The sequence below is a fragment of the Mediterraneibacter hominis genome, from assembly GCF_014287475.1.
GTDB classification, from domain to species: Bacteria; Bacillota; Clostridia; order Lachnospirales; family Lachnospiraceae; genus Mediterraneibacter; species Mediterraneibacter hominis.
In genome coordinates, this window is record NZ_JACOPF010000003.1 from 273993 (window position 1) to 297077 (window position 23085).

Consider the following 23085-nt stretch of genomic DNA (forward strand, 5'->3'; position numbering starts at 1 on the left):
ATTGCTTTGAGAAATAAAGAGGAAAAGTGAGGAGCACGTATGAAAAGACGGGTAGATCTGTCGGAAATATCAGATGGAAGGTTATACAGCGCAAATGATATGGTAAAGGCGGACTGCCATGGCTGTGAGGGCTGCTTTGCCTGCTGCTGCGGGATGGGGACTTCCGTAGTATTGGATCCGCTGGATATTCACAGAATGACGCAGGGGTTACATATCGGGTTTGAAGAGTTGCTTAAAACAGGGATAGAGTTGAATGTGGTGGACGGGCTGGTTTTGCCAAATCTGAAAATGACAGGGGAGAAGGAACAGTGTGCCTATTTAAATGAGCAGGGAAGGTGTACGATTCATAGATTCAGACCGGGTATATGCAGACTGTTTCCACTGGGGCGTTATTATGAGGAGAACGGCTTTCATTATTTTCTCCAAATCCATGAGTGCAGGAAAGAGACGCGGGGAAAAATAAAAGTAAAAAAGTGGATGGAAATAGAGAATTTAAGAGCGTATGAGGCATATATTTTTCGCTGGCACCGTTTCTGTCTGGCTTGTGAGAAAGCTGTGGAAACACTGGAAGAAGAAAATATAAGAATTTTGACACTGTATATTCTAAAGACGTTTTATCAAACGCCTTACGAACAGACAGGGGAGGAAAGCAGTTCAAAAGAGGAGCGCTTTTACCGGGAATTTTATAAAAGACTGGAAGAAACGGGACGAAAGCTGGGACTGCGCGTATAGAGTGAGGAAAGCATGATTGAAGAAATGGAAGACAGAAGTACAGACGTGTTGCAGATATTGAAAACATATTTTGGATATACTGCGTTCAGGGAAGGGCAGGAAGAAATTATCCGCGAAATTCTAAACGGGAGGGATATACTGGCAGTAATGCCTACAGGGGCCGGAAAGTCGATTTGCTATCAGATTCCGGCGTTAAAAATGAGGGGAATTACTCTTGTGATTTCCCCTTTGATTTCTCTTATGACAGATCAGGTAAAAGCGTTGAACGAAGCGGGAATCCATGCTGCCTATATCAACAGCTCCCTTACGGAGGGGCAGATTACAAAGGCGCTTTTATATGCGGCGCAGGGAAAATATAAAATTATATATGTAGCTCCAGAACGACTTGAGACAGCACGATTTTTAGATTTTGCATGCCATACGGAAATTTCTATGGTAACGGTGGACGAGGCGCACTGTATTTCCCAGTGGGGACAGGATTTCAGACCTAGCTATTTAAAGATACTTTCCTTTATCAGACAGCTTCCGGCGCGTCCGGTAGTCAGTGCTTTTACAGCGACGGCGACCCAGCGGGTTAAGGAAGACATTCTGGATATTTTAGAGCTTTCTCATCCATATGTAATTTCGACAGGATTTGACAGAAAGAATTTATATTTTGCAGTATATGCAGCAAAAAACAAAAAGGACAAGATACAAAGTTATTTAAAAGAGCATGACGGGGAAAGTGGTATTATCTACTGTGCTACGCGCAAGAATGTGGATGAACTTTACCTGCTGCTTTCAGGAAAAGGATTTTCAGCGGGAAGGTATCATGCGGGTATGAGTCCGGGAGCGCGACAAGAGAATCAGGAGGATTTTATCTATGACAGAAAGAAGATCATGATTGCTACGAACGCTTTTGGAATGGGGATTGACAAGTCAAATGTCCGTTTTGTCCTGCATTATAATATGCCTCAAAGTATGGAGAATTATTATCAGGAAGCAGGAAGGGCGGGACGTGACGGAGAGAGTGCAGAATGTATTCTCTATTATTCTCCACAGGATGTCAGGGTAAATCAGTTCTTGCTGGATACAAAAGAGAATATGGGAGATTTCACAGAGGAGGAGTTGCAGAATATCCGGATACAGGACAGGCAGCGGCTGCGGAAAATGACCCAGTATTGTACGACCAAAAAATGCCTTAGAAAATATATTCTGAATTATTTTGGAGAGCGGACGGCGGAGAAATGCAAAGCCTGCTCTAATTGTTCAGAAGAATATGAGGATACAGACGTATATCCGATTGCGGCGGATATTTTGGGATGTGTAAAAGAAGCGGGGCAGAGATACGGAATCAATATGATTGTGGGAATACTTGCAGGGGCAGACACTGTGAAGCTGCGTGCAAACAGGCAAAAAGAGAACAAATACTATGCATGCCAGAGTACACAGACGCAGGAGCTGTTAAAAGAAGTAATTTATGCGCTTGTCGAGGAAGAGGTTCTGTCATTGACAGAGGACAGGTATGCAGTTTTGAAATGGACTGCTTTAGCGGAGAAGTTTTTGACAGAGCGTCAGACATTTTTTATTGCCCGTAAAAAGAAGACACAGAAGGAGAACACTCCTGCGGCGCTCAGACGAAAGGCTGGGGACAGCGCTCTTGCACCGGCAGAAAAGGAAATGTTTGAACAGCTTAGAAGGCTTCGGATGCGTCTGGCAAAAGAACGTTCGATTCCTCCGTATATGGTGGCTTCTGATAAGACGCTGCGCGAAATGTGCTTAAGGCTTCCGCGTACAAAAGAAGAAATGCTGGAAATAGGAGGGATTGGAGAGCGTAAGTATGAGCAGTATGGGGCTGATTTTATAGAATGTATCCAGAAGGCTTGGGAAATGAAAAAAGATTTTAGCAATACATCTGAGTATGGTATGATAATAGAAGATACGGCAGGTCCTTTTCCGACACCGGAGGAGCTGCGTGAAGAAGAAAGGGAGACGGGAGGAACGGAAAGATGAAGTGTCCAAATTGTGGAAATAAGATAGTGGAAGGCTCGTTATTCTGCGAAAATTGTGGTACGAAGATTCCAGAACCAGACCAGAAGAAAGAGAAAAAAGGAAGCTTCTGCCCCTTCTGCGGAGCATGGAATGAAGGAGATGACAGGTTTTGCGCAGAGTGCGGCCGAGATCTTGCAGAGATAGAGGATGAAATGGAGGATATGCTCGAAGAGAGAGGGCAGGACAGAGGGAAACAGAAGAAATCAAGAGGCCCTCTGATCGCTGTTATCTGTATTATCGTAGTTCTGGTTGTTGCCGCAGGTGTAAGCGGAGGCGTCTACTATGTACATATGAAGCAGGAGAAGGCGGCGGAAGAAGAACGAAAGGAAAAAGAGGAAAGAGAAGCGGAAGAAAAGAAAGAGCAGGAGAAGAAAGAGGAAGAAGAAAAAGCTGCTAAAGAAGAGAAAGAGAAGGAAGAGGAGCAAAAGAAGGAAGAAGAGAAAAAAGAGAAAGAAAAGGAAGACAAAGACGACAACAAAGATAAAGATACGCAGGAGCGTCTGGAAGCAGACTATATTCTGCCGGACAGCTCTACGAAGCTTTTGACGCAGTCAGATATTTCCGATCTCACACTTCAGGAATTAAACTATGCGAAAAATGAGATTTTCGCCCGTTATGGAAGGAAATTCAGTTCTCCAGAATTACAAGAATATTTTAACAGTAAGAGCTGGTATCACGGGACGATCAGTCCAGAAGACTTTGATGCGAATTATGCGAATTCGTTAAGCGAAATTGAGAAGAAAAATGTAGAACTTCTGAAAAGTGAAGAGTATTCCAGATCTGCAAATGGCTATCAGTTGGATCAGTAGTACAATAGTTTCAGAAGAAAGGAAAAGGGGAGGAAGTAGTAAAAGATGAATTTAACGCGGCGGTGGAAGAAATGGTGTACAGTTTTGTGTGCTGTTTTGTGCTTTTCTTTTCTGCTTGCAGGCTGCCATAAGGCAGGACGGGAGGAAAAGTCAGAAGAGCAGCAGAAGGAAGAACAGAAAGAGAAAGAGGCGCAGGAGGAAGCGCGCAGAAAGGCAGAGCAGGAGGAAAAAGAGAAAGAAGAGCAGGCAAGGCGTGAGGCCAAAGAAGCAGAGACAGCAAAAAATAAAGGGGTTACGATTGTCATTGATCCCGGGCATTCCAGTGTTGTAGAGGATAAGCAGGAGCCAGTCGGCCCCGGCGCACAGGAATACAAATCCGGAGACACCTATGGAACCAGCGGGAACAGTACAGGAACGCCGGAATATGAGCTGACGCTTACCTTATCGCAGCAGTTAAAGACAGAGCTGGAAAACAGAGGATATACAATCGTGATGACTCGTGAAAATAATGAAGAACCCAGAAGCTGTGTAGAGAGGGCAGAGATAATGAACAATGCAGGCGCTGCGGCATGTGTGCGTATACATGCCAATGGTTCGGAGGATACATCCGTACAGGGGGCCATGACTATCTGCACAACACCGGAGAATCCATATGTACCGGAGTTATACCAGTCCTCCCGTTATTTGTCAGACTGTGTGTTAAACAGCATGGTGAATACGACAGGGTGCATCAGCCAGGGGGTGTGGGAGACAGATACAATGAGTGGAAACAACTGGAGCCAAATACCGGTTACGATTGTGGAAGTAGGCTATATGACAAATCCTGATGAAGATGTGAGGCTGTCACAACCAGAGTATCAAGGACAGGTTATTCGAGGAATTGCAGATGGAGTTGATGAATTTGTGAATAATATCTGAAAATATTGACTTTGATAATTAAAAGTTCTACAATTATAGTATAGATAAATGAAAGGAGTGACGATTATGTCGGATATGTATATGGGTGTCATTTTGTTGGCGGTGACGGCGCTTCTGCTCTGCTGGGTGGTAGCAGAATTTCAGATATATTCGGCAGACCACTCTATGGAAGAAGCGATAAGAAAACCCCGCGCAGCAGCAAAGAGAGCGTTATGGAAGTGGAACTTTTTCAGAGCCCTCAAAGATGCAGGACATTTGCCGCAGGAAAGATTAAAAGAAAAAAATAAGGCGGTATATATAACAGAACCGGAAGACAAGAAAAAGAGCTATAAAAACAAATAGTATCGGTACTTTTACAAAGAAGCGTTCTGAGATGTCAGAGCGTTTCTTTTTTATGACACAATGAAAATATACGTTGATGAAAGTCAGGAGACTGTCTGTGAATTTACAGGCAAAGCACATGGAAAATCAGACAGGAAAATTTTGAATGGAGGTATAAGCGGTATGGGATTAATGGACGGGAAAATGGGATTTCGCAGTACAGGCTTCTACCCTGTAGGGAGAAAGAATGAGGGCCCGGGGCTTATAGAGACTCTGGATATGCTGTTTACGGATGTCGAAACCGAAGGGAGGAAGAACGGGTATACACGGGCGGCGGAAGAATATGAAAAAGCGTTTTGTTCTGTTAAAGAGGAGTATAAACAAGTAAAAGAATTAATCGAATTCCAGAAAGATACACATGATATTCAGTTAGAGGCGTTAATGGAAAAGCTGGAGCTGCTGGAAGAGGAAGTACGCAGACTTGAAAATCAAGTAGAGGAGAATACAAAAGCAGTAGCACATAAATATGATATTCCTGTTTCGCAGGTACGGGGATTCGTTTCTTCCGGCACTTTAATAACGGGTTCCATGATAGGTGCTGCATGTATATTGGCGTTGATTTATGAACAAAAGAAGCGTAAGCTCCAGAAGGCAGAACAACAGGGTTATCTAGAAGCAAGAGAGGTGTTTGAAACAAAAATAAATAAGGAAAAGAGGAAGCTGGAGAAACTAAAGGAAAAGGGAGAAAAGGAAATTAGAGAATTGGTGAATATGGTGGGCGAAGTCCTAGACGATATTGCAGAAGAGCAGATGAAGATTGCAGAGTTAAAAATTTTGCTGTAAAGGAAGAAATATGAGCAGTAAAGATTATAGAGAAAGAAAAAAGAAGATAATAGATGATTTGGATAATACGATCGGAGAACTGGAAAAGGAGCATATGGAAGCCGAGCGTGTCTGCAATATTGTCGAAAACACAGAGCAGATACTTGACGATCTTGATGAACGCTTTTGCAGACAGACAGGACTGACAAGGACAGATATGGTATTCCTGTTTTTGGCAGCGGGGCTGCAAATGGCCAGACAATATCTGCTTTCCAATGAAAAATGCCGTATCAGCGCGGCGCAAGGAGATGCTATGGTTGACAGAGCGCTTTCGCCGGCGCCCCCGGCATGGCAGGAAGTTCTTACGCAGAGCGTTCCATATGATGCAATCCGGACAGGAGTTCACGTGTCTGATACAGGGCTTTCTGGCATGACGCACCGGTACCGCACGCTTGGGCATGATCCGATTTTGGGCTGGGTATTCGGCACGGCGAATATTATGACGAATTCCCTTACAAAAATGGATTTCGAAACCTATCAGGTAAAGGATATGAGGATAATCCGTCATTACCCTATGGGCGCGGTGGGGATGCTGGAGCGTGCGGTCTCTTATTCTATAAAGGAGCCTAAATTGCTGGCGGTATCTGTGGCAAGACAGGCTATCCATTTCGGCAGTGATTATTTCACGGAGCTGGGACTTCCTGTTCCGTTTATCACAATGGCAGATAACGAACTTGCCAAAAAAATGCTGTCCGTATGGCATATTGATATGTGGAGCATTACAAGGGGAATGGCTCTTGCATCATTTATTAATCAGCTGATTGCGGTAATTCATAAATTGTTTTATACAGGAAGTACAGAAATGGAACAAAAACTCTATGAAGTAAGAACAAGAAAGATTCTTAGCTATTCCAACTTGATCGCGGCTTCAAGTAATATAGCAGTGGCAGCGATAAAGCGTGATATGCAAAAACTTGATATTGGGGGAATGGCTGTAACAATTTACCGGCTGATTACGGATGCAAAGTTTATCCGCCAAGTTAAGGAAGAATTTATTTTTGGTAGCTACTGCGAAATGATTATGGGAGATACCTTCTAAATTTCTTTGGAACAAATAGATACATATGGATTATACTGTCAAAAGTCTGTCACCCCGGGCATTTTCTGTCCGGGGTGTTTTGTGTTATAAAATAATCACAAAGCGGTTTATAAATATATGGATATTGACAGATAGGCAGAGCTGTTTTAATAAAAATAACAGTTGATGGGTATTGTAAGCTGATTTGTGGTATAATTAAGTTATATATGTTGGAAAATAGTTCCTTATATATGTCAGAACGATAAAATTTTCATAACCTAAAAGGAGGTTTTTTATGAAAGCGGTAAAATTAAGAGATGATTTTTATTGGACAGGTATTATAGACGAACAGCTTCGGGTGTTTGACATTATCATGTATACAGAATTTGGAACGACGTATAATTCCTATGTGATGAAAGCAGGAGAAAAGGTTGTACTATTCGAGACGGCAAAGGCAAAATTTTTCGATGAATATCTGGAAAAACTAAAAGAAGTTATTGATGTGACAAAGATTGATTATCTGGTAGTCAGCCATACAGAGCCGGATCATGCAGGCAGCGTGGAGAGGCTTCTGGACTACAGTCCGCAAATGAAGATATTGGCGACCGGATGTGCAATCGGATTTTTAAAAGAAATTGTGAACAGAGACTTTGTCAGCATTGCAGTAAAGGACGAGCAGAAAATGACAATAGGCAACAAAACGCTGCGTTTTATGTTTGTGCCTAATTTGCACTGGCCCGATACAATGTACACATTTATTGAAGAAGAGCAGATACTTGTGACCTGCGATTCTTTTGGTTCCCACTATTGTCTGCCAGAAGTTCTTTCTACGGAAATTAAAGAAGAAGCCGACTACCAGAAGGCGCTGAAATATTATTACGACTGTATTATCGGGCCGTTTAAGCCATTTATGTTAAAGGCGCTTGACAGAGTGGAGCATATGGACATAACAATGGTCTGTACGGGACATGGTCCGGTGCTTGTAGGTGAACGGATTAAAGCGGTGATGAAGCAGTATAGAGAATGGTCTTCTGTAGAAAATCCAAATTCTAAAAAAACAGTCATTATTCCTTATGTAAGCGCTTACGGTTACACGAAAACACTTGCAGAGAAAATAGCAGAAGGAATCAAAGACAGTGGAGATATAGAGGTACGTTCCTATGATATGGTAGAGGCAGATACAGAGAAGGTAAACGAAGAGCTGCTCTATGCAGACGGAATTCTTCTTGGTACGCCGACGATAGTAGGGGAGGCGCTTCGTCCGATCTGGGAGCTGACTTTGAATATGTTTGCAGGTACGCATGGCGGGAAATATGCGGCGGCATTTGGAAGCTATGGCTGGAGCGGAGAGGGAGTTCCCCATATTACGCAGAGACTAAAGCAGCTCCGCATGAAAGTGTCAGAAGGTTTCCGGGTTCGCTTTAAACCGTCAGAGGCAGATTTGGTAAGCGCCTATGAGTATGGTTATCAGTTTGGCTGTCTTGTGCAGGAGAAGGAACCAGTGCGTCCACAGAAGAAAGGGACGAGGACGCTTGTGAAATGTCTGGTCTGCGGAGAAATTTTTGATTCTTCTCTGGAAATCTGTCCGGTATGTGGTGTAGGAAAAGAAAATTTTGTTCCGGTCACAGTAGAGGAGAGTGGATTTGTCAACAATACAGAGGAGTATTATGTCATCCTTGGGAATGGAGCCGCGGGCTTTCAGGCGGCAAAGGCGATTCGGGAACGGGATAAAACAGGGACAGTTATTATGATTTCTAATGAGAAATATCCGTCCTACAACCGTCCTATGCTGACAAAATCTATTGTGGCAGGGCTTACAGCGGAACAGATTGCAATAGAAGGGCCAGACTGGTATGAGGAAAACAATATATATCAGATGCTCGGCAGACAGGTGGAAACAGTAGATATGAAGAATAAAGAAGTCTGTCTGGACGACGGCAGCAGAATACATTTTACAAAACTAATCTATGCTCTTGGAAGCGAATGCTTTGTACCACCGATGGAAGGCAGCACTTTGCCGGAGGTGATTGCAATTCGACGCTTGTCCGATGTAGAGAAGGTTGAAAGACAAATGCAGAATTCTAAAAATGCTGTTGTAATCGGAGGCGGTGTACTTGGACTGGAAGCAGCTTGGGAACTGAAAAAGGGAGGCTTGCATGTGGAAGTGCTGGAAGTAGCTCCGGTACTCATGGGGCGTCAGCTCGATACAGGTTCAGCAGAGCTGCTGAAGAAAATCGCAGAGAAAAATGGTGTAAATATCCATACGGGTGTATCCGTAGAGGCGATCGAAGGGAAAGAACACGTTACTGGGGTTCGGACGGCAGACGGGCATGTGTATCCGGCGGAATTAGTAATTGTATCAGCAGGTGTGCGTGCAAATACCGCACTGGCGAAAGAAGCAGGCATAGAGACAGAACGGGCAGTGGTTGTCAACAGCCGGATGGAAACAAATGTGCCGGGAGTGTATGCATGCGGTGACTGTGCACAGTACCAGGGATTGAATTATGCGATCTGGCCGGAGGCATCAGAGGAAGGACGCGTTGCCGGTGCGAACGCGGCGGGAGAAGGTGCAGAATATACACCGGTATCTGCGGCGCTTACATTCCATGGAATGAATACTGCATTATTTGCTGCGGGGGATAATGGGAAAAATCCAAACTTACTGTACAAGACAGTAGAATTTCAGGATATGGGAAAAGGACAGTATCATAAATACTATTTTCTGAATAACCGGCTGTGTGGAGTGATCTTAATCGGTGATTTATCTAAGATGGCAAAACTAACGTCAGATTTGGAAAAGGGGGCCTCCTACAAAGAGGTTATGGAAGAATAAGGGATACGCATTGAAGGCAGACAAGAATTTAAGGTAGACAGGATGTAAGGAGACAAGAATGAATCTGGATAAAGAAACAATAAAAAAATTAAGAGGCTTGATTGTATTTACGATTGTAATCCTGATTGCTCTCTGGAAGTATGAAGTAGTATTTGAGGGGATTTCTTATCTTTTTGGAATCATGTTCCCATTTCTTCTGGGCGGGGCGATTGCCTTTGTGCTGAATGTTCCTATGAGTTTTTTAGAAGACAAGATTTTCAGCCATAAACGGTGGGCTCAGAATAAATATATGAAAAAGCTGGCGCGTCCGGTCAGTATGATAATTACGATTTTGCTGGTATTGGGAATTGTGGTACTTGTGATGTTTGTCGTTGTTCCAGAGCTTGGCAAGACGTTTCTCTCTCTTGGGGCAAGTATCGGAGATTTTGTGCCGAGGGCGCAGAGGTGGCTGGAAGACCTCTTTGTAGACAATAAAGAAGTGTTGGCGTGGCTGGAAGAAGTGAATATGGACTGGGATAAAATTATAAACGGTATAGTTGAATTTTTCCGCAGCAGTGCAGGAAATGTAGTAAATTCTACAGTGTCTGCTGCAACAGGGATTATAAGCGGAGTAGCGACATTTCTGATTGCTTTTGTATTTGCGTGCTATATTCTGTTACAGAAAGAAAAATTAACCGTCCAGATTCAAAAGGTAATGCTTGCATATCTGCCGAAAAAATGGGTGGAATGGCTGCTGGATGTATTCTCTTTAACATACAGGATTTTTTCCAGTTTTCTTGCAGGACAATGTCTGGAGGCATTGATTTTGGGCGTGATGTTCTTTATCGCTATGACAGTGTTCCAGATGCCGTATGCGCTTCTGGTAGGAATTTTGATTGCATTTACAGCTTTGATACCGATTTTTGGCGCATTTATCGGTTGCTTTGTAGGGGCGTTTTTAATTTTGATGGTGAATCCGGTGAAAGCGCTGATATTTATCGTTATGTTTTTGGTACTCCAGCAGATTGAAGGCAATCTGATTTATCCTAAGGTGGTAGGCAACTCTGTAGGACTGCCGTCTATCTGGGTACTGGCTGCGGTGAGCATCGGAGGCAGCCTGATGGGGGTAGTCGGAATGTTAATTTTCATTCCGATTGTATCGGTTATCTATAGCCTGTTTCGAGAAAGTGTATATAAAAGGCTCAAAGGAAAAGGAGTGAAAATTTAAAGACAGCGCCGGTGGGTGGGAAAATACAGTAAAGTGCATCCCATACACCGGCGCTCGTTTTATATCATAGGGGAGTTGAAGGGGACTTGTCCACTTTGTTATACCTGTTCTCGTTTGGTAAATGAACGGAAAATCTGTAGAATAGACTGGTGCAGATAAGGCAGATATTTGTCCATAGAGACGGGCTGCTCTAAAATAATACAGTTGTAGCAGGTGGAACCGATTAGTTCAATAATAGTAAACAGCAGCAGTTCTGGTTCCGCACAGATAATATGGCTTTTTTTCATGGATTCCAGGTAATATTCATAGAAGGGGACAGATTCCTGTGGAACTGTATTGGAAAAGGTGTCTCGGAAAATTCCCCAGGAAAGGTTCTTGGAAATGAATTTCATCAGATTATGTTGTGCCTGTAAGCGCTCAATAATATAATCTGTCACAAAAAGAAGCTGCTTTTCAAAATCCATGTCTGGATACTTCTTTAAAGCATTGTGTGCATCTGTAAAAAGCTGTCCGGCTTTATAGACTACCAGCTTGTCCCGCAGATCGTATTTGTCCTTAAAATAAAGATAGAAAGTTCCCTTCGCCAGTCCGGAGCGTTCTACAATATCTGAGATGGTAGTCTTTGCAAAGCCCTTGTCTATAAACAAATCAAATGCGTTTTGAAATAACGCGTTTTTCTTTTCTTTCTTTTTTATTTCTACCTTCCCCATTCTCATAACCTCCTCTGAAACAAAAAAGTATACCTTGTCGGGCAAAGCCCGCCATCCCGAAGGGAATGAATTACGGTATGCCCTTTAGGGTATACCTTGTCGGGCAAAGCCCGCCATCCCGAAGGGAATGAATTACGGTGTGCCCTTTAGGGTATACTCCGAAAGGCACATTGTGATACCTTCTTTTACGTTGGCGTGGATATAAATTATTCCATTGCAATGTCAAATCCTATTTATATTATGTATGGAAAATAAGAAAATGTCAATAAAATGACCAAAATTCATTTTTTATATTGACTATTAGTCAGTTTTGCGTATAATGAGACTGTAAAGAAAAATTATATGCGCATGGTGTAGATTTTGCCGATTAACAATCAGGCAGATATGACTGATGAATCTGCTGTACGCGCAAAGTCAGGAGATGATTGGATTGATAAAAACTGGGAAATGGATAGCCAGGCATCGGGTATTCATTCTGATTATGGGAGTTTTGCTGTTGATTCCTTCTATAATTGGAATCGCTAAGACCAGAATTAATTATGATTTATTAAGTTATCTGCCGGAAAATCTGGAAACAGTAAAAGGGCAGGATATACTGGTTGACGAGTATGGAATGGGTGCATTTTCTATGGTGGTTGTAGAAGGCATGGAGTTAAAAGACGTTCAGAAGCTGGAGGAGAAGTTCAGCGAAGTGCCTCATGTCAAAGATGTACTCTGGTATGATGATGTGGCAGACCTTTCTCTGCCGGCAGAAATGCTGCCGAAGGATATAAGAGAGGTGTTTTATAATGGAGACGCCACAATGATGCTGGCATTGTTTGACAATACGACGTCATCGGATGAAGCGATGGATGCATTAACAGAAATGAGACAGATTGCAGACAAACAGTGCTTTATCAGTGGAATGACAGGAATTGTCACAGATATTAAAAATCTTTGTTTGAAAGAACTGCCGATCTATGTTGTGATTGCCGCGGCACTGGCGTTTTTAATATTAGAGCTGACAGGAACCTCCTTCCTGGTACCTGTATTTTTCCTTCTAAGTATTGGAGTGGCGATCGTCTACAATATGGGAAGCAACCTTTTCTTAGGACAGATTTCCTATATTACGCAAGCGCTGACAGCAGTGCTGCAGCTTGGAGTTACAATGGATTACTCTATTTTTCTGTTGAACAGCTATGAGGAAAACAAGCTGCGTTTTCCAGGGGAGAAAGACAGGGCAATGGGGCATGCCATTGCAAATACGTTTAAGTCTGTGGTCGGCAGTTCTGTAACTACAGTAGCAGGATTCGCAGCGCTGTGCTTTATGACATTTGCGTTGGGGAAGGATTTGGGAATTGTCATGGCAAAAGGCGTTATTATCGGTGTGCTCTGCTGTGTGACGCTATTGCCGGCTTTGATTCTAATTTTTGACAAACCGATTGAAAAAACGAGGCACAGACCTCTTATTAAAAATCTCGACAAACCGTCTGCATTTATCACGAAACATTATAAGGTATGGATCGCTTTGTTCGTTCTGCTGCTGTTTCCGGCAATCTATGGGAATAATCATACGGAAATCTATTACAACATTGCACAGTCTCTGCCGGATTCACTGGAGTCCAATGTGGCAAATGAGGAATTAAAAAAAGAGTTTGACATGGAAAATGTACATATGATTCTTATGGATAAGAACTTAAGCGCAAAGGAAAAAAGCGGCATGCTGGAAGAGATTGAAAAGGTAGAAGGCGTGCGGTGGACGATTGGATTAAATTCGCTTGTAGGTCCGGCCGTTCCGGATACCATGTTGCCGGACGACATAAAAAGTATGATGCAAAGTGATAAATATGAGTTGGCGTTTGTAAGCTCCGAGTATGCTTCGGCGACACCAGAAGTGAATACACAGGTTGCATCCATAGACAAGATTGTAAAATCTTATGATGACAAGGCACTTGTGATCGGGGAAGCGCCTATGATGAAAGATTTGCAGGATGTGACAGACATAGATTTGAAAGTCGTCAATGCGATTTCGATTATCGCAATTTTCCTGATTATCATGCTGGTATTCAAGTCTCTTTTGCTTCCGGTGATTCTCGTATCGGTGATTGAGTTTGCCATTTTTGTAAACATGGCGGTTCCTTATTATCAGGGAGTGAGCCTTCCATTTGTAGCAAGCATTGTGATAGGAACGATTCAGTTGGGAGCGACGGTAGACTATGCGATCTTGATGACAAGCCGCTATCAGAAAGAAAGGCAGAGAGGCAGAGGCAAAAAAGAAGCAATTTCCATTGCGCACAAAACAAGTATGCTTTCTATTATCAGCAGTGGTTTGAGCTTTTTCGCGGCGACCTTCGGCGTGGCGTGCTATTCGCAGGTAGACATGATCGGTTCTATCTGTACGCTGCTTGCAAGAGGCGCCATTATCAGTATGTGTGTTGTAATATTGGTGCTTCCGGCCATGTTTATGATTTTCGATAAACCGATCTGCCGGCTGTCTGTTGGATTTCTGGGCAAGAAGGGCAAAGTGGAGCAGGGAAGCTTCAAACAGGTTTCTAAAATAGAGAATGGAGGTAGACAACATGAAAAATAGAGAATATAGGATGTTAATTGCGGGGGCTCTTTTATTGGCATTGACTGTGGGGAGTTTTACATCACAGCCCTTATATGCAAAGGAAAGCTCTGGCAGCATAGAGACGGAGGAAGTTTCAAAACCGGCTGACAACACAGAAGCAACATCCAAAGCAGGAGGTACAACAGAGGTACGGCCGGTCAAAGACGAGACAGTATATGCGAAAGTAAATGGGCAGGGAGCTGTGGAATCGGTTATTGTCTCCGATCAGCTTCGCAATGTGACAAATAAGACAGATATTCAGGATACGTCACAGCTGCAGAATATAAAAAATGTCAAAGGAGACGAAACTTTCTCAAACGATGATGAGAAGCTTGTATGGAACGGACAGGGAAAGGATATTGTCTACCAGGGGACAACAGAGGAAAAGCTACCCGTCGGCATCGAGATTACGTATGAATTAGACGGAAAACAGATCAATGCAGAAGAACTGGAGGGGAAAAGCGGGCATCTGGTGATGCGCTATACCTATAAAAATATATCCAGGGAAAATACAGGCGGATATGTTCCTTTTCTGATGGCCACAGGAGTTGTTTTTGACGGGGATGTATTCTCCAATGTTGCTGTGACAAATGGAAAGCTGCTCTCTGACGGAAGCAGGGACATGGCGGTGGGAATCGGTATGCCGCAAATGCAGGAGGAGCTGGGAACGGATCTTCTGGACATTCCGGAATATTTTGAAATAGAGGCAGATGTGAAGGAATATCAGGCGCCGGAAGCGATAACGATTGCTGCGAATGATGTGTTTAATGAAATAGATACAGAGCAATTTAACAGTATTTCGGACTTGAAGAGTTCTATGGCAGAGTTACAGAGTGCGGCAAATCAGCTTGTGAGTGGTTCGGGTGAGTTAAAGACAGGCCTGGACACACTGCTGTCCTCCTCCGGTACACTGACAGATGGAATACAGGATTTAGTAAACGGAGGAGCAGAACTTAAGGAGGGAACGCTTACCCTGGCGGACGGCGCGCAACAGGTGACAGACGGGTTGGGAACAGCCTCCAGTCAGGTTTCCTCTGTTCTGGCGCCTGGCGCTGCAAGCCTGGATGCAGGAGCCACGCAGATGCAACAGCAGTTAGAAGTACAGCTTCCCACCTTGTCTGGTTCCATAGCTGATTTGAATACAGGGATCGGAGAAGTCGCGGCGGGAGCAAAAGCATTAAATGAAAATATGGAAACCGTCGCTTCCGGCGCACAGTCTGTCAGTTCAGGGATAGACGGACTCGCAGGAAGTACAGGTACCCTATATGCGGGGGCAGAAAGTGTATATACTTATTTAAACACAATGTCGTCGGAGATGGGGGCCATAGATACAACCTCCAGCCAAGAGGAAATTGCCGCGCTGCAAAACCTAGTTGACAGCGGCGCTGTCACAGGTGAGACGGCAGCGGCGTTAGAGGATGTAATTGCCTCTCTTTCGACAGAGCAGCAGACAAGAGATTCTGTAAATGTGCAGCGGCAGGCGCAAGGTACGGCAGCGCCGGCAGAAGTATTGGCAGCAGCAGAAGCAGTGAAGAATGGACTGTATACCGCAGATCAGGCATTAAATGGAGAGCAGGGACTGGCGGCAGGCGCGCAGACCTTAAGTACGGCGTTGAGTACACAGGGAGCAGTAGGAAGCGGGATCGCACAGCTTGACGCAGCGCTGAATCAAGGAAATCCTGCCACAGGAACCCCTGGTATTGCGGCAGGTATGCAGTCTCTGGAAACAGCAGTAAGCGGGGAGGAAGGACTTGTCGCCCAGGTTTCAGAGGGAATGACACAACTGAAAGGGGGAACTTCCAGCCTGCTTGCCGGAGTAGAAGGGGAAGATGGGCTGGCAGCCGGACTATCCGCACTTTATACAGGAGCAAATGGGCTTTCCGAAGGAGCAGAGGCACTCAACAGCGGAGCGAATACACTGACGGCCGGACTGGGCACGCTGCAGAGTGGTTCTGGCGCACTGATAGATGGGGTTGTACAGTTAGATGAAGGTGCTGCTGCCTTAAATGACGGAATGTTGCAGTTCAATGAAGAAGGGATCGAAAAATTGACGGATGTATTTGAAGGAGACGTGGGAAGCCTTCTGGCTAAAATGAATGAAATGCTGGATGCCTCCAGAAAGTATAATAATTTCAGTGGTATATCGGATGAAATGGAGGGGCATGTGAAATTTATTTTTGTAACGGAATAAAAGAAATTTATTAACTGTTATAATACATTTTGCAAAAGCCTGAAAAATTTAGAAAAGAGTAAAAAGGCGGATTTTGTGCATTTAATTCAAAACAGGAAAAGACCTGACTTCTACTTTGTGCTATCTCCGCCGATAACAGTTAGAAAGTGACAAAATGGCTACAAAGCTTGAAAATATAAGAACACCGAAAAACTCCCATTTTTCTTAGTGGGAGTTTTCTTTTCGCTATAAATGCAGTTAAATATATTTGAGAATACATAGCAAACTTAAAGCAATGGTTTGTGCAAACGTAATAAAGGGTACGAACATTCTTTGCAGGTGGAGATGCAATAACAGGTTGACAAAAATATACCGGGGGGGGGTAAAATAATAAAGACTACATGTGTAGAAATATATACCCTGAAGGGCACACCGTAATACATTCCCTCCGGGAGGGCTAGCTTCGAACGATAAGGTATAGATAAATGCAGAGAATATATTTCTATATATAGGCAATGGGATAGAAAAAAGAAAGGAAGACGTATATGAAAAAGAGAGGGGCAATAAGCCTGTTGTTATGCCTGCTCGTAGGGATAATTTCTACGACGGTATCTGCAACGGATGATCAGCCAGATAGTGGAAAGAGTAGTATGAATGCAAATATTCAATCGGGTAATTGCGGAGAGGAGGGGAATGAAAGCAGTGTTACATGGACGCTGACTACGAACAGTGATGGAAGTACTTATACACTTTCTATTTCTGGCAGCGGGGCAATGGCAGATTATACAAGTAATGGACAACCCTGGTTTTCAGAGAGAAGCGCGATTACTGCCATTGAAATAGAAGAAGGTGTAACCAGGATTGGAGCAAATGCATTTCGCAGCAGCGCTATTACAGAAATGACAATTCCTGCTTCTGTAAATAGTATAGGTGAGTATGCATTCCTGGCCTGTGTTAATTTAGAGTCTTTTAGCCTGGCGGAAGGAGAAAATAGTTCCAGAGAATTTTATATAGAGGACGGAATTATTTACAAAAATAATGGAGAAGGAATTGAGCTATGTTTTTACCCGAGCGCGAAAACAACGGAAGCATTTGCAATTCCGGACGGAGTTACGAAGGTGGAAGGGCACTCTATGCAATATGCCCAATTTAAAGAACTTCAGATTCCCGGAACAGTATTGGAGCTTGGAGAATATTGTTTTGCTAATTCTAGTCTGGTATCGCTGGAGATACCTGCTACGGTACAGACGGTTGGGACGTATATTTGTTCTAACAGTACAGCCTTAAAATCGCTGTTGTTTCATGCATCTGTGGAAGAGACCCCGCTGATGCTGGCAAGTGGATGCAGTGCTCTTGAGTATGTTCGCTTATCCAATACAATTAAGATACTTTCAAATACAACATTTAAAAATGATCCTAGCTTGAAGACGATTGAATTTGATGAAAATAGCATTTTGGAAGAAATTAAAAGTTCTGCATTTGTCAATTGTGGGCTGGAAAAGCTGGAAATCAGGACAACCAGTGAACTCAACTGGATGCAGCAGCCATATACAGGGTGTGCTTCATTGAAAAAACTGGTTTTCTATAGTCCCAAGGTTACTTTTAACGGAGTTGCTTTTTCAAAAGCAGACAGTACTCCTTCAGAACAAAAAGGCGACTTAGTTGTATTAGATCTATTGAATGTTGAGAGTATTGGAATAGCAAATGAAAATAATACTAGGCTCAAACCAATGGTTGATAACAGCGTAATTTTGGTAGACTCAAAAGAAAGAGCAGACGAAATAGGAATCTGTTATGACAGAACAGCTACGGCAATTTTAGTGACGAACGGCGGTTCTTTTCCAGAAGAAACAGAGTTTGCATCCAATACGCTTGCAATCCCAATTAGAGAAGGATATGTATTTGATGGATGGTATAGTAACGAAGAATGTACGGGTACCGCTTCTACAACTGCCGAAGCAGGTCAAACATACTATGCCAGATGGGTTGCAGTCAATATAGATCCTGTTTCTCTTGAATATGGTTCTACCCAGCCACTCCCCTTTATTAAGGGTGTTACCATTTCAGATTGGAAAACTACAGATCCTTCCATTGTCACTGTCTCTGACGGACAGATAACAGCTCAGAAACGGGGAAAAACTACTATTACTGCTACAGCTGTTACGGACAATGGCGGTCGAGCTGTCCTGAGTGTCGACATAGAGGTTACTGCTATGCCGCTTATTTTTGGAACTGGCAAAAATGAGAACCCACAGGGGACTATTACATATTCGTATACGGGAATGGCGCCTGAATTCTCTCGATTTGCAAAATTTTATCAGGCTGTAAAAGAAGGGGATAAATACAAAGTTGGAACAAAGGAAATCACTCTGTCTGAGGGAGTTGACATCGTTTTTGTATATAATGCGGGCGGTGGTTCTAATGAATACCACTATCTGCCTATAAATGTTACAGACAATCAGACGGAGGGAATCGAGGTCATAGTTAAACTACTTAACGACAACTATTGTTTCGTTACAGAGGATAAAGAAAATCTGTCTCAGACCATACAGGAAAATGTTATCGTCCGGTCAGAAGATATGACGGAAGTTTCCTTTGCCGGACTGCCCTCTACCGGAGAAAAACGGTTTTATGAATATACAGGAGAGGGAATTGTTCCTGCTGGAAATCTGGATCAGGTGAAGGCTGGAAGTATTGATAGATTTACTGTTCATTTTCATCCTTGGGGTGAGACCGGGTTTGACGAAGCACATTTAGAGGAACAGCCTGCAAGCAAATTGACACAGGAGGAAATTCAGAAAATTGCCCCTGTGGAATTGGGGACTTATTTGATGATAGTGTCGGGTAAAAGCGACGACGAGTATGCTTATCAGTCCTGGATTTTTATTGTTGAAAAGGGCACCCCTAAGGGTACTCCTGTTTTTGATCCAGTCCAAAGCAGCGTCTCTTTGTCATCTGTTGCGTTGTCAGGTTCTTTGAAAAACGCAGTAGGAATTGAAGTAAAAGGAAAATTTGAGTGGGATGATAGCAGTGCAACAGTGACATGTGGTACCGCCTATGCCTGGACATTTTACCCCGAAGATACGGAACATTACAATGTGACTACCGGCAGGACTGTAGTGTGGCCTAATGATTCCGAACATTCTGATAACATTACTACAGAAAATCCTAAGAATACTTGTAGTTCCGAAATAACAATCGCTGAAACGGCAGAGGGTGTAAACAAAAAAGCTGTAAAAACAGGAGATGACACAGAGGGATATAGATGGGGCATTTTAGGAAGTGGAGCAGTACTTGTATATATGTTACTGAAAAAGATGAGTAAAAGAAAAATATAGATAAGTAGGAATAGAAGTATGTAAAAACAAAAACAAACAAAAGGAAAAGGCTTGACTTCCATTCTGCGCTATGATACAATTTTCTAGCGAATGGAAGTAGGTCTTTTTTTTATGCCTAAAAATGGATGGCTTCGCAACCATCAATAACACGTAGTGAATATGTTAAAAGCGAGGTGGAAGTTGTGCGCACAAGAATCACATTGGAATGTACGGAATGTAAGAATCGTAATTACAACATGATGAAGGATAAGAAAGCTCATCCGGAACGCATGGAAACGAAAAAGTACTGTAAGTTCTGTAAATCACACACACTGCACAAAGAGACGAAGTAGTCGCTGAAGGGAAGTGGACGTATGAGTGAGAAGGCAAAGACTCAGAAGAAAAGCTGGTTCAAAGGGCTTCAGGCAGAGTTTCGTAAAGTCATTTGGCCAGACAAGATAACACTTGCAAGAAAGACGGCGGCAGTAGTTGCAACTTCCGTATTTGTAGGAGTTTTGATTGCAGTAATTGATGCAATTTTAAAATACGGAATAGACTTATTGGTGAAATAGCCGGACTTAAAGCAGAAAGGTGATTTTATGTCAGAGGCAAAATGGTATGTGGTTCATACTTATTCGGGGTATGAAAACAAAGTAAAAGCGAACATTGATAAGACCATTGAAAACCGCCATCTGGAAGACCAGATTTTGGAAGTGCGGGTTCCTATGCAGGAAGTCGTAGAGTTGAAAAATGGTGTCCAGAAAGCAAGCCAGAAGAAAATGTTTCCTGGTTATGTGATGATTCATATGATTATGAATGACGACACATGGTACGTTGTGAGAAATACAAGAGGCGTGACAGGGTTCGTTGGTCCAGGTTCTAAGCCGGTACCTCTGGAAGAAGGAGAGATGGCGCGGCTTGGGATCAAGCAGGAAAACATGGTTGTGGACTTTACGGTTGGAGATACTGTGTCCGTATTAAGCGGAGCATGGGAAGGCACTGTGGGCGTGATTCAGAGTATGAATGAACAAAAACAGAGCTTGTCGATCAATGTAGAGTTGTTTGGCCGTGAAACTCCGGTTGAACTTAGTTTTTCAGAAGTAAGAAAGATGGATTGAAAATGAGTGGGAGGGATGAAAAAATCCCGCCAATACCACAAGGAGGTAATGAACAATGGCAAAAAAAGTAGAAGGTTATATCAAATTACAGATTCCTGCTGGAAAGGCAACACCAGCACCACCGGTTGGTCCTGCACTTGGACAGCACGGTGTGAATATCGTTGAATTTACAAAGCAGTTCAATGCCAGAACTGCAGATCAGGGCGATTTGATTATTCCTGTAGTTATCACAGTATACAATGACAGAAGCTTCAGCTTTATCACAAAGACACCGCCGGCGGCAGTTCTGATTAAGAAAGCGTGCAAGATTAAATCAGGTTCCGGCGTGCCGAACAAGACAAAGGTTGCTACAATTACTAAAGCACAGTTACAGGAAATTGCTGAGACAAAGATGCCGGATTTAAATGCTGCAACAGTAGAAGCTGCTATGAGCATGATCGCAGGAACATGCCGTTCTATGGGTGTAACAGTAGAAGAGTAGGCATTGTGAACTGCAAGGACTGATTCGTGAATAAAAAATTTGTGAATTCAAAAAGTGGGAGGGGTTCGTTCCCGCCAATACCACAAGGAGGTTATATAGAATGAAACGAGGAAAGAAATATATCGAAGCTGCAAAATTGATCGAAAGAGGAAATCTCTACGATAGAGATGAAGCAGTAGCATTGGTAAAAAAAGCAGCAGTAGCAAAATTTGACGAGACAATCGAAGCTCATATCAGAACAGGATGTGACGGACGTCACGCTGACCAGCAGATCCGTGGTGCAGTTGTACTTCCTCACGGAACAGGAAAAAAAGTACGGATTCTTGTATTTGCAAAGGATGCAAAAGCGGAAGAAGCAAAGGCAGCCGGAGCAGACTTCGTAGGTGGAGATGACCTGATTCCGAAGATTCAGAACGAAGGATGGCTGGAGTTTGATGTGGTTGTTGCTACACCAGATATGATGGGTGTTGTTGGACGTCTCGGACGTGTACTTGGTCCGAAAGGTTTAATGCCGAACCCGAAAGCCGGAACTGTTACAATGGATGTGACAAAAGCAATCAATGATATCAAAGCTGGTAAGATTGAGTACAGACTCGACAAGACAAATATTATCCATGTGCCAATCGGTAAAGCATCCTTTACCGAAGAACAATTAGCGGACAACTTCCAGACGCTTATCGACGCAATCAATAAAGCAAAACCAGCAGCAGTAAAAGGACAGTATTTAAAGAGTGTTACACTGACATCAACAATGGGTCCTGGAGTAAAAATCAACCCACTGAAGCTGGCGTAATTTTATAAAGATGTGTAGAGAACCGTTGCAGCATACATGTTCATTTATGCTGCGGCGGTTTGTTTTTTTGCACGATCAAGGCCAAACCATGCTGTTTTATATTAGTAACTGCCAAAGATAGCAGGTACCGTAAGGTATAAGAAGAAAACACCTGCCGAGGAAGTCGAAAATTCTTGTATTGAATGTGTATGGAGCTGTCGCATCAATGTGCGACAGCTTCAAGTGTTTAATCTTCGTTGGAAGAAAGATTGCGTCATTCCATTTCCCGGCGAACTTCTTTATCTGTAGGCATGCCTTCCTGTGCTCCTATTTTTTCTGTGGAAAGACCTGCCGCAATATTTGCATACACCAAAGCCTTCTCTGTAGAATAATCTTTTATAATTGCTGCGGCAAAGGCTCCGTTTAATGTGTCGCCTGCTCCGGTAGTATCTGCTGCTTTTGATTTTCTTGCCGGAACATGAAAAATTTTACCATTTTTTAAGCAAGTACTTACGCCCTTGGAACCTTGTGTAATAATTAGTTTTTCCGGATATTTTCTCATTGTCCTCTCCAGCTCATACACTTTTTCGAACATGATCACAGCTTCATGCTCATTTGGCGTAAGATAAGTTACTTCTTCCAGAATCTCTTTTCTGACAGGTCTTGCAGGGGCAGGATTCAAAATAACATCAATACCGTTTTCATTACATAGGCGAATGACATATTCATTGGTTTCCTGAGGAATCTCATGTTGTAGCATTATGAGGTCACATTCCAGAATATGTTTTTTTACCGAATCAATGTAGGCGATATCAACATAATCGTTTGCGCCTGCAACTACAATAATCGTATTATCGTTTTCTCCCACAGTAACTATAGCCAGTCCGCTGGATATTTTCGGAACTACTTTAATATATTCAGTACCCACTGATTGCATCTGCAGATTTTTTAGTAGCCTTTCTCCAAAAGCATCCTCTCCTACACAACCAAAAAATTCAACCTGCGCCCCTAATCTGGCAGCAGCTACCGCTTGATTTGCTCCTTTTCCGCCAGGAATATACTGTAGATTTTCGCCTTTCAGTGTCTCTCCTCTTTTGGGGATTCTTTCAGTAGTCACCGCCATATCCATATTAATACTGCCGATTACACCTATTTTTTTCATGGTACTTTCCTTTC

General features: G+C 43.1%; 19 protein-coding genes and 1 other annotated feature. Of the genes, 17 read left to right on the forward strand and 2 right to left on the reverse strand.

Annotated elements, in window-relative coordinates; genetic code table 11:
* Window positions 1–39 precede the first annotated feature (39 nt).
* The 9 genes from H8S37_RS14180 (at window position 40) to H8S37_RS14220 (ending at window position 10751) form a co-directional block, all read left to right on the forward strand.
* Window positions 40–732, forward strand: a complete 693-nt coding sequence (locus tag H8S37_RS14180) for a YkgJ family cysteine cluster protein (protein ID WP_186876710.1) — start codon at window positions 40–42, stop codon at window positions 730–732.
* A gap of 12 nt (window positions 733–744) precedes the next feature.
* Entirely contained in the window at window positions 745–2724 is a 1980-nt protein-coding gene (gene recQ / locus H8S37_RS14185) for a DNA helicase RecQ (RefSeq protein ID WP_243207203.1), read from the forward strand.
* A complete protein-coding gene (locus H8S37_RS14190) occupies window positions 2721–3572 on the forward strand; it encodes a YARHG domain-containing protein (protein ID WP_186876711.1) in 852 nt (283 codons plus the stop codon). Before recQ ends, H8S37_RS14190 begins: the two co-directional genes overlap by 4 nt.
* Before the next feature lie 45 nt (window positions 3573–3617).
* The gene (locus H8S37_RS14195; RefSeq protein ID WP_186876712.1) at window positions 3618–4490 is read left to right on the forward strand and encodes an N-acetylmuramoyl-L-alanine amidase; all 873 of its coding nucleotides are present in this window, start codon (window positions 3618–3620) and stop codon (window positions 4488–4490) included.
* Window positions 4491–4556: 66 nt separating this feature from the next.
* Window positions 4557–4832 (forward strand): hypothetical protein, encoded by a 276-nt coding sequence (locus tag H8S37_RS14200; RefSeq protein ID WP_186876713.1) that lies wholly within the window; start codon window positions 4557–4559, stop codon window positions 4830–4832.
* Between the two features lie 162 nt (window positions 4833–4994).
* The gene (locus H8S37_RS14205) at window positions 4995–5654 is read left to right on the forward strand and encodes a hypothetical protein (RefSeq protein ID WP_186876714.1); all 660 of its coding nucleotides are present in this window, start codon (window positions 4995–4997) and stop codon (window positions 5652–5654) included.
* Window positions 5655–5664: 10 nt separating this feature from the next.
* On the forward strand, window positions 5665–6732 hold the full coding sequence (locus H8S37_RS14210) for a bZIP transcription factor (protein WP_186876715.1): 1068 nt from the start codon (window positions 5665–5667) through the stop codon (window positions 6730–6732).
* Window positions 6733–7006: 274 nt separating this feature from the next.
* The gene (locus H8S37_RS14215) at window positions 7007–9544 is read left to right on the forward strand and encodes an FAD-dependent oxidoreductase (protein WP_186876716.1); all 2538 of its coding nucleotides are present in this window, start codon (window positions 7007–7009) and stop codon (window positions 9542–9544) included.
* Between the two features lie 58 nt (window positions 9545–9602).
* A complete protein-coding gene (locus H8S37_RS14220; protein WP_186876717.1) occupies window positions 9603–10751 on the forward strand; it encodes an AI-2E family transporter in 1149 nt (382 codons plus the stop codon).
* Window positions 10752–10849: 98 nt separating this feature from the next.
* On the opposite strand, the gene H8S37_RS14225 is transcribed toward H8S37_RS14220, so the two are convergent.
* Window positions 10850–11461 (reverse strand): TetR/AcrR family transcriptional regulator, encoded by a 612-nt coding sequence (locus tag H8S37_RS14225; RefSeq protein ID WP_186876718.1) that lies wholly within the window; start codon window positions 11459–11461, stop codon window positions 10850–10852.
* A 421-nt stretch (window positions 11462–11882) separates the two neighbouring features.
* On the opposite strand from H8S37_RS14225, the gene H8S37_RS14230 reads away from it, so the two are divergent.
* The 8 genes from H8S37_RS14230 to rplA all read left to right on the forward strand — a co-directional run bounded on the left by H8S37_RS14230 (window position 11883) and on the right by rplA (window position 21930).
* Window positions 11883–14030, forward strand: coding sequence for an efflux RND transporter permease subunit (locus tag H8S37_RS14230; RefSeq protein ID WP_243207212.1), 2148 nt, complete (start codon window positions 11883–11885; stop codon window positions 14028–14030).
* Window positions 14020–16242, forward strand: coding sequence for an autotransporter outer membrane beta-barrel domain-containing protein (locus H8S37_RS14235; RefSeq protein WP_186876719.1), 2223 nt, complete (start codon window positions 14020–14022; stop codon window positions 16240–16242). The genes H8S37_RS14230 and H8S37_RS14235 overlap by 11 nt, the downstream gene beginning before the upstream one ends.
* Before the next feature lie 524 nt (window positions 16243–16766).
* Window positions 16767–19559, forward strand: coding sequence for a leucine-rich repeat protein (locus H8S37_RS14240; protein WP_186876720.1), 2793 nt, complete (start codon window positions 16767–16769; stop codon window positions 19557–19559).
* A 182-nt stretch (window positions 19560–19741) separates the two neighbouring features.
* Window positions 19742–19891 (forward strand): 50S ribosomal protein L33, encoded by a 150-nt coding sequence (gene rpmG / locus H8S37_RS14245; RefSeq protein WP_186876721.1) that lies wholly within the window; start codon window positions 19742–19744, stop codon window positions 19889–19891.
* A gap of 21 nt (window positions 19892–19912) precedes the next feature.
* Entirely contained in the window at window positions 19913–20110 is a 198-nt protein-coding gene (secE, locus tag H8S37_RS14250) for a preprotein translocase subunit SecE (RefSeq protein WP_186876722.1), read from the forward strand.
* Between the two features lie 27 nt (window positions 20111–20137).
* Window positions 20138–20656, forward strand: coding sequence for a transcription termination/antitermination protein NusG (gene nusG / locus H8S37_RS14255; protein ID WP_186876723.1), 519 nt, complete (start codon window positions 20138–20140; stop codon window positions 20654–20656).
* Between the two features lie 55 nt (window positions 20657–20711).
* On the forward strand, window positions 20712–21137 hold the full coding sequence (gene rplK, locus H8S37_RS14260) for a 50S ribosomal protein L11 (protein WP_186876724.1): 426 nt from the start codon (window positions 20712–20714) through the stop codon (window positions 21135–21137).
* Window positions 21138–21237: 100 nt separating this feature from the next.
* Window positions 21238–21930 (forward strand): 50S ribosomal protein L1, encoded by a 693-nt coding sequence (gene rplA / locus H8S37_RS14265; RefSeq protein WP_186876725.1) that lies wholly within the window; start codon window positions 21238–21240, stop codon window positions 21928–21930.
* Window positions 21931–22023: 93 nt separating this feature from the next.
* Window positions 22024–22162 (forward strand) — a sequence feature (ribosomal protein L10 leader region).
* A 21-nt stretch (window positions 22163–22183) separates the two neighbouring features.
* Here rplA and rbsK read toward each other — a convergent pair.
* Window positions 22184–23071 carry a ribokinase gene (gene rbsK / locus H8S37_RS14270; RefSeq protein WP_186876726.1) on the reverse strand — a complete coding sequence of 296 codons (888 nt, stop codon included), beginning with the start codon at window positions 23069–23071 and terminating at the stop codon, window positions 22184–22186.
* Between the last annotated feature and the right edge of the window lie 14 nt (window positions 23072–23085).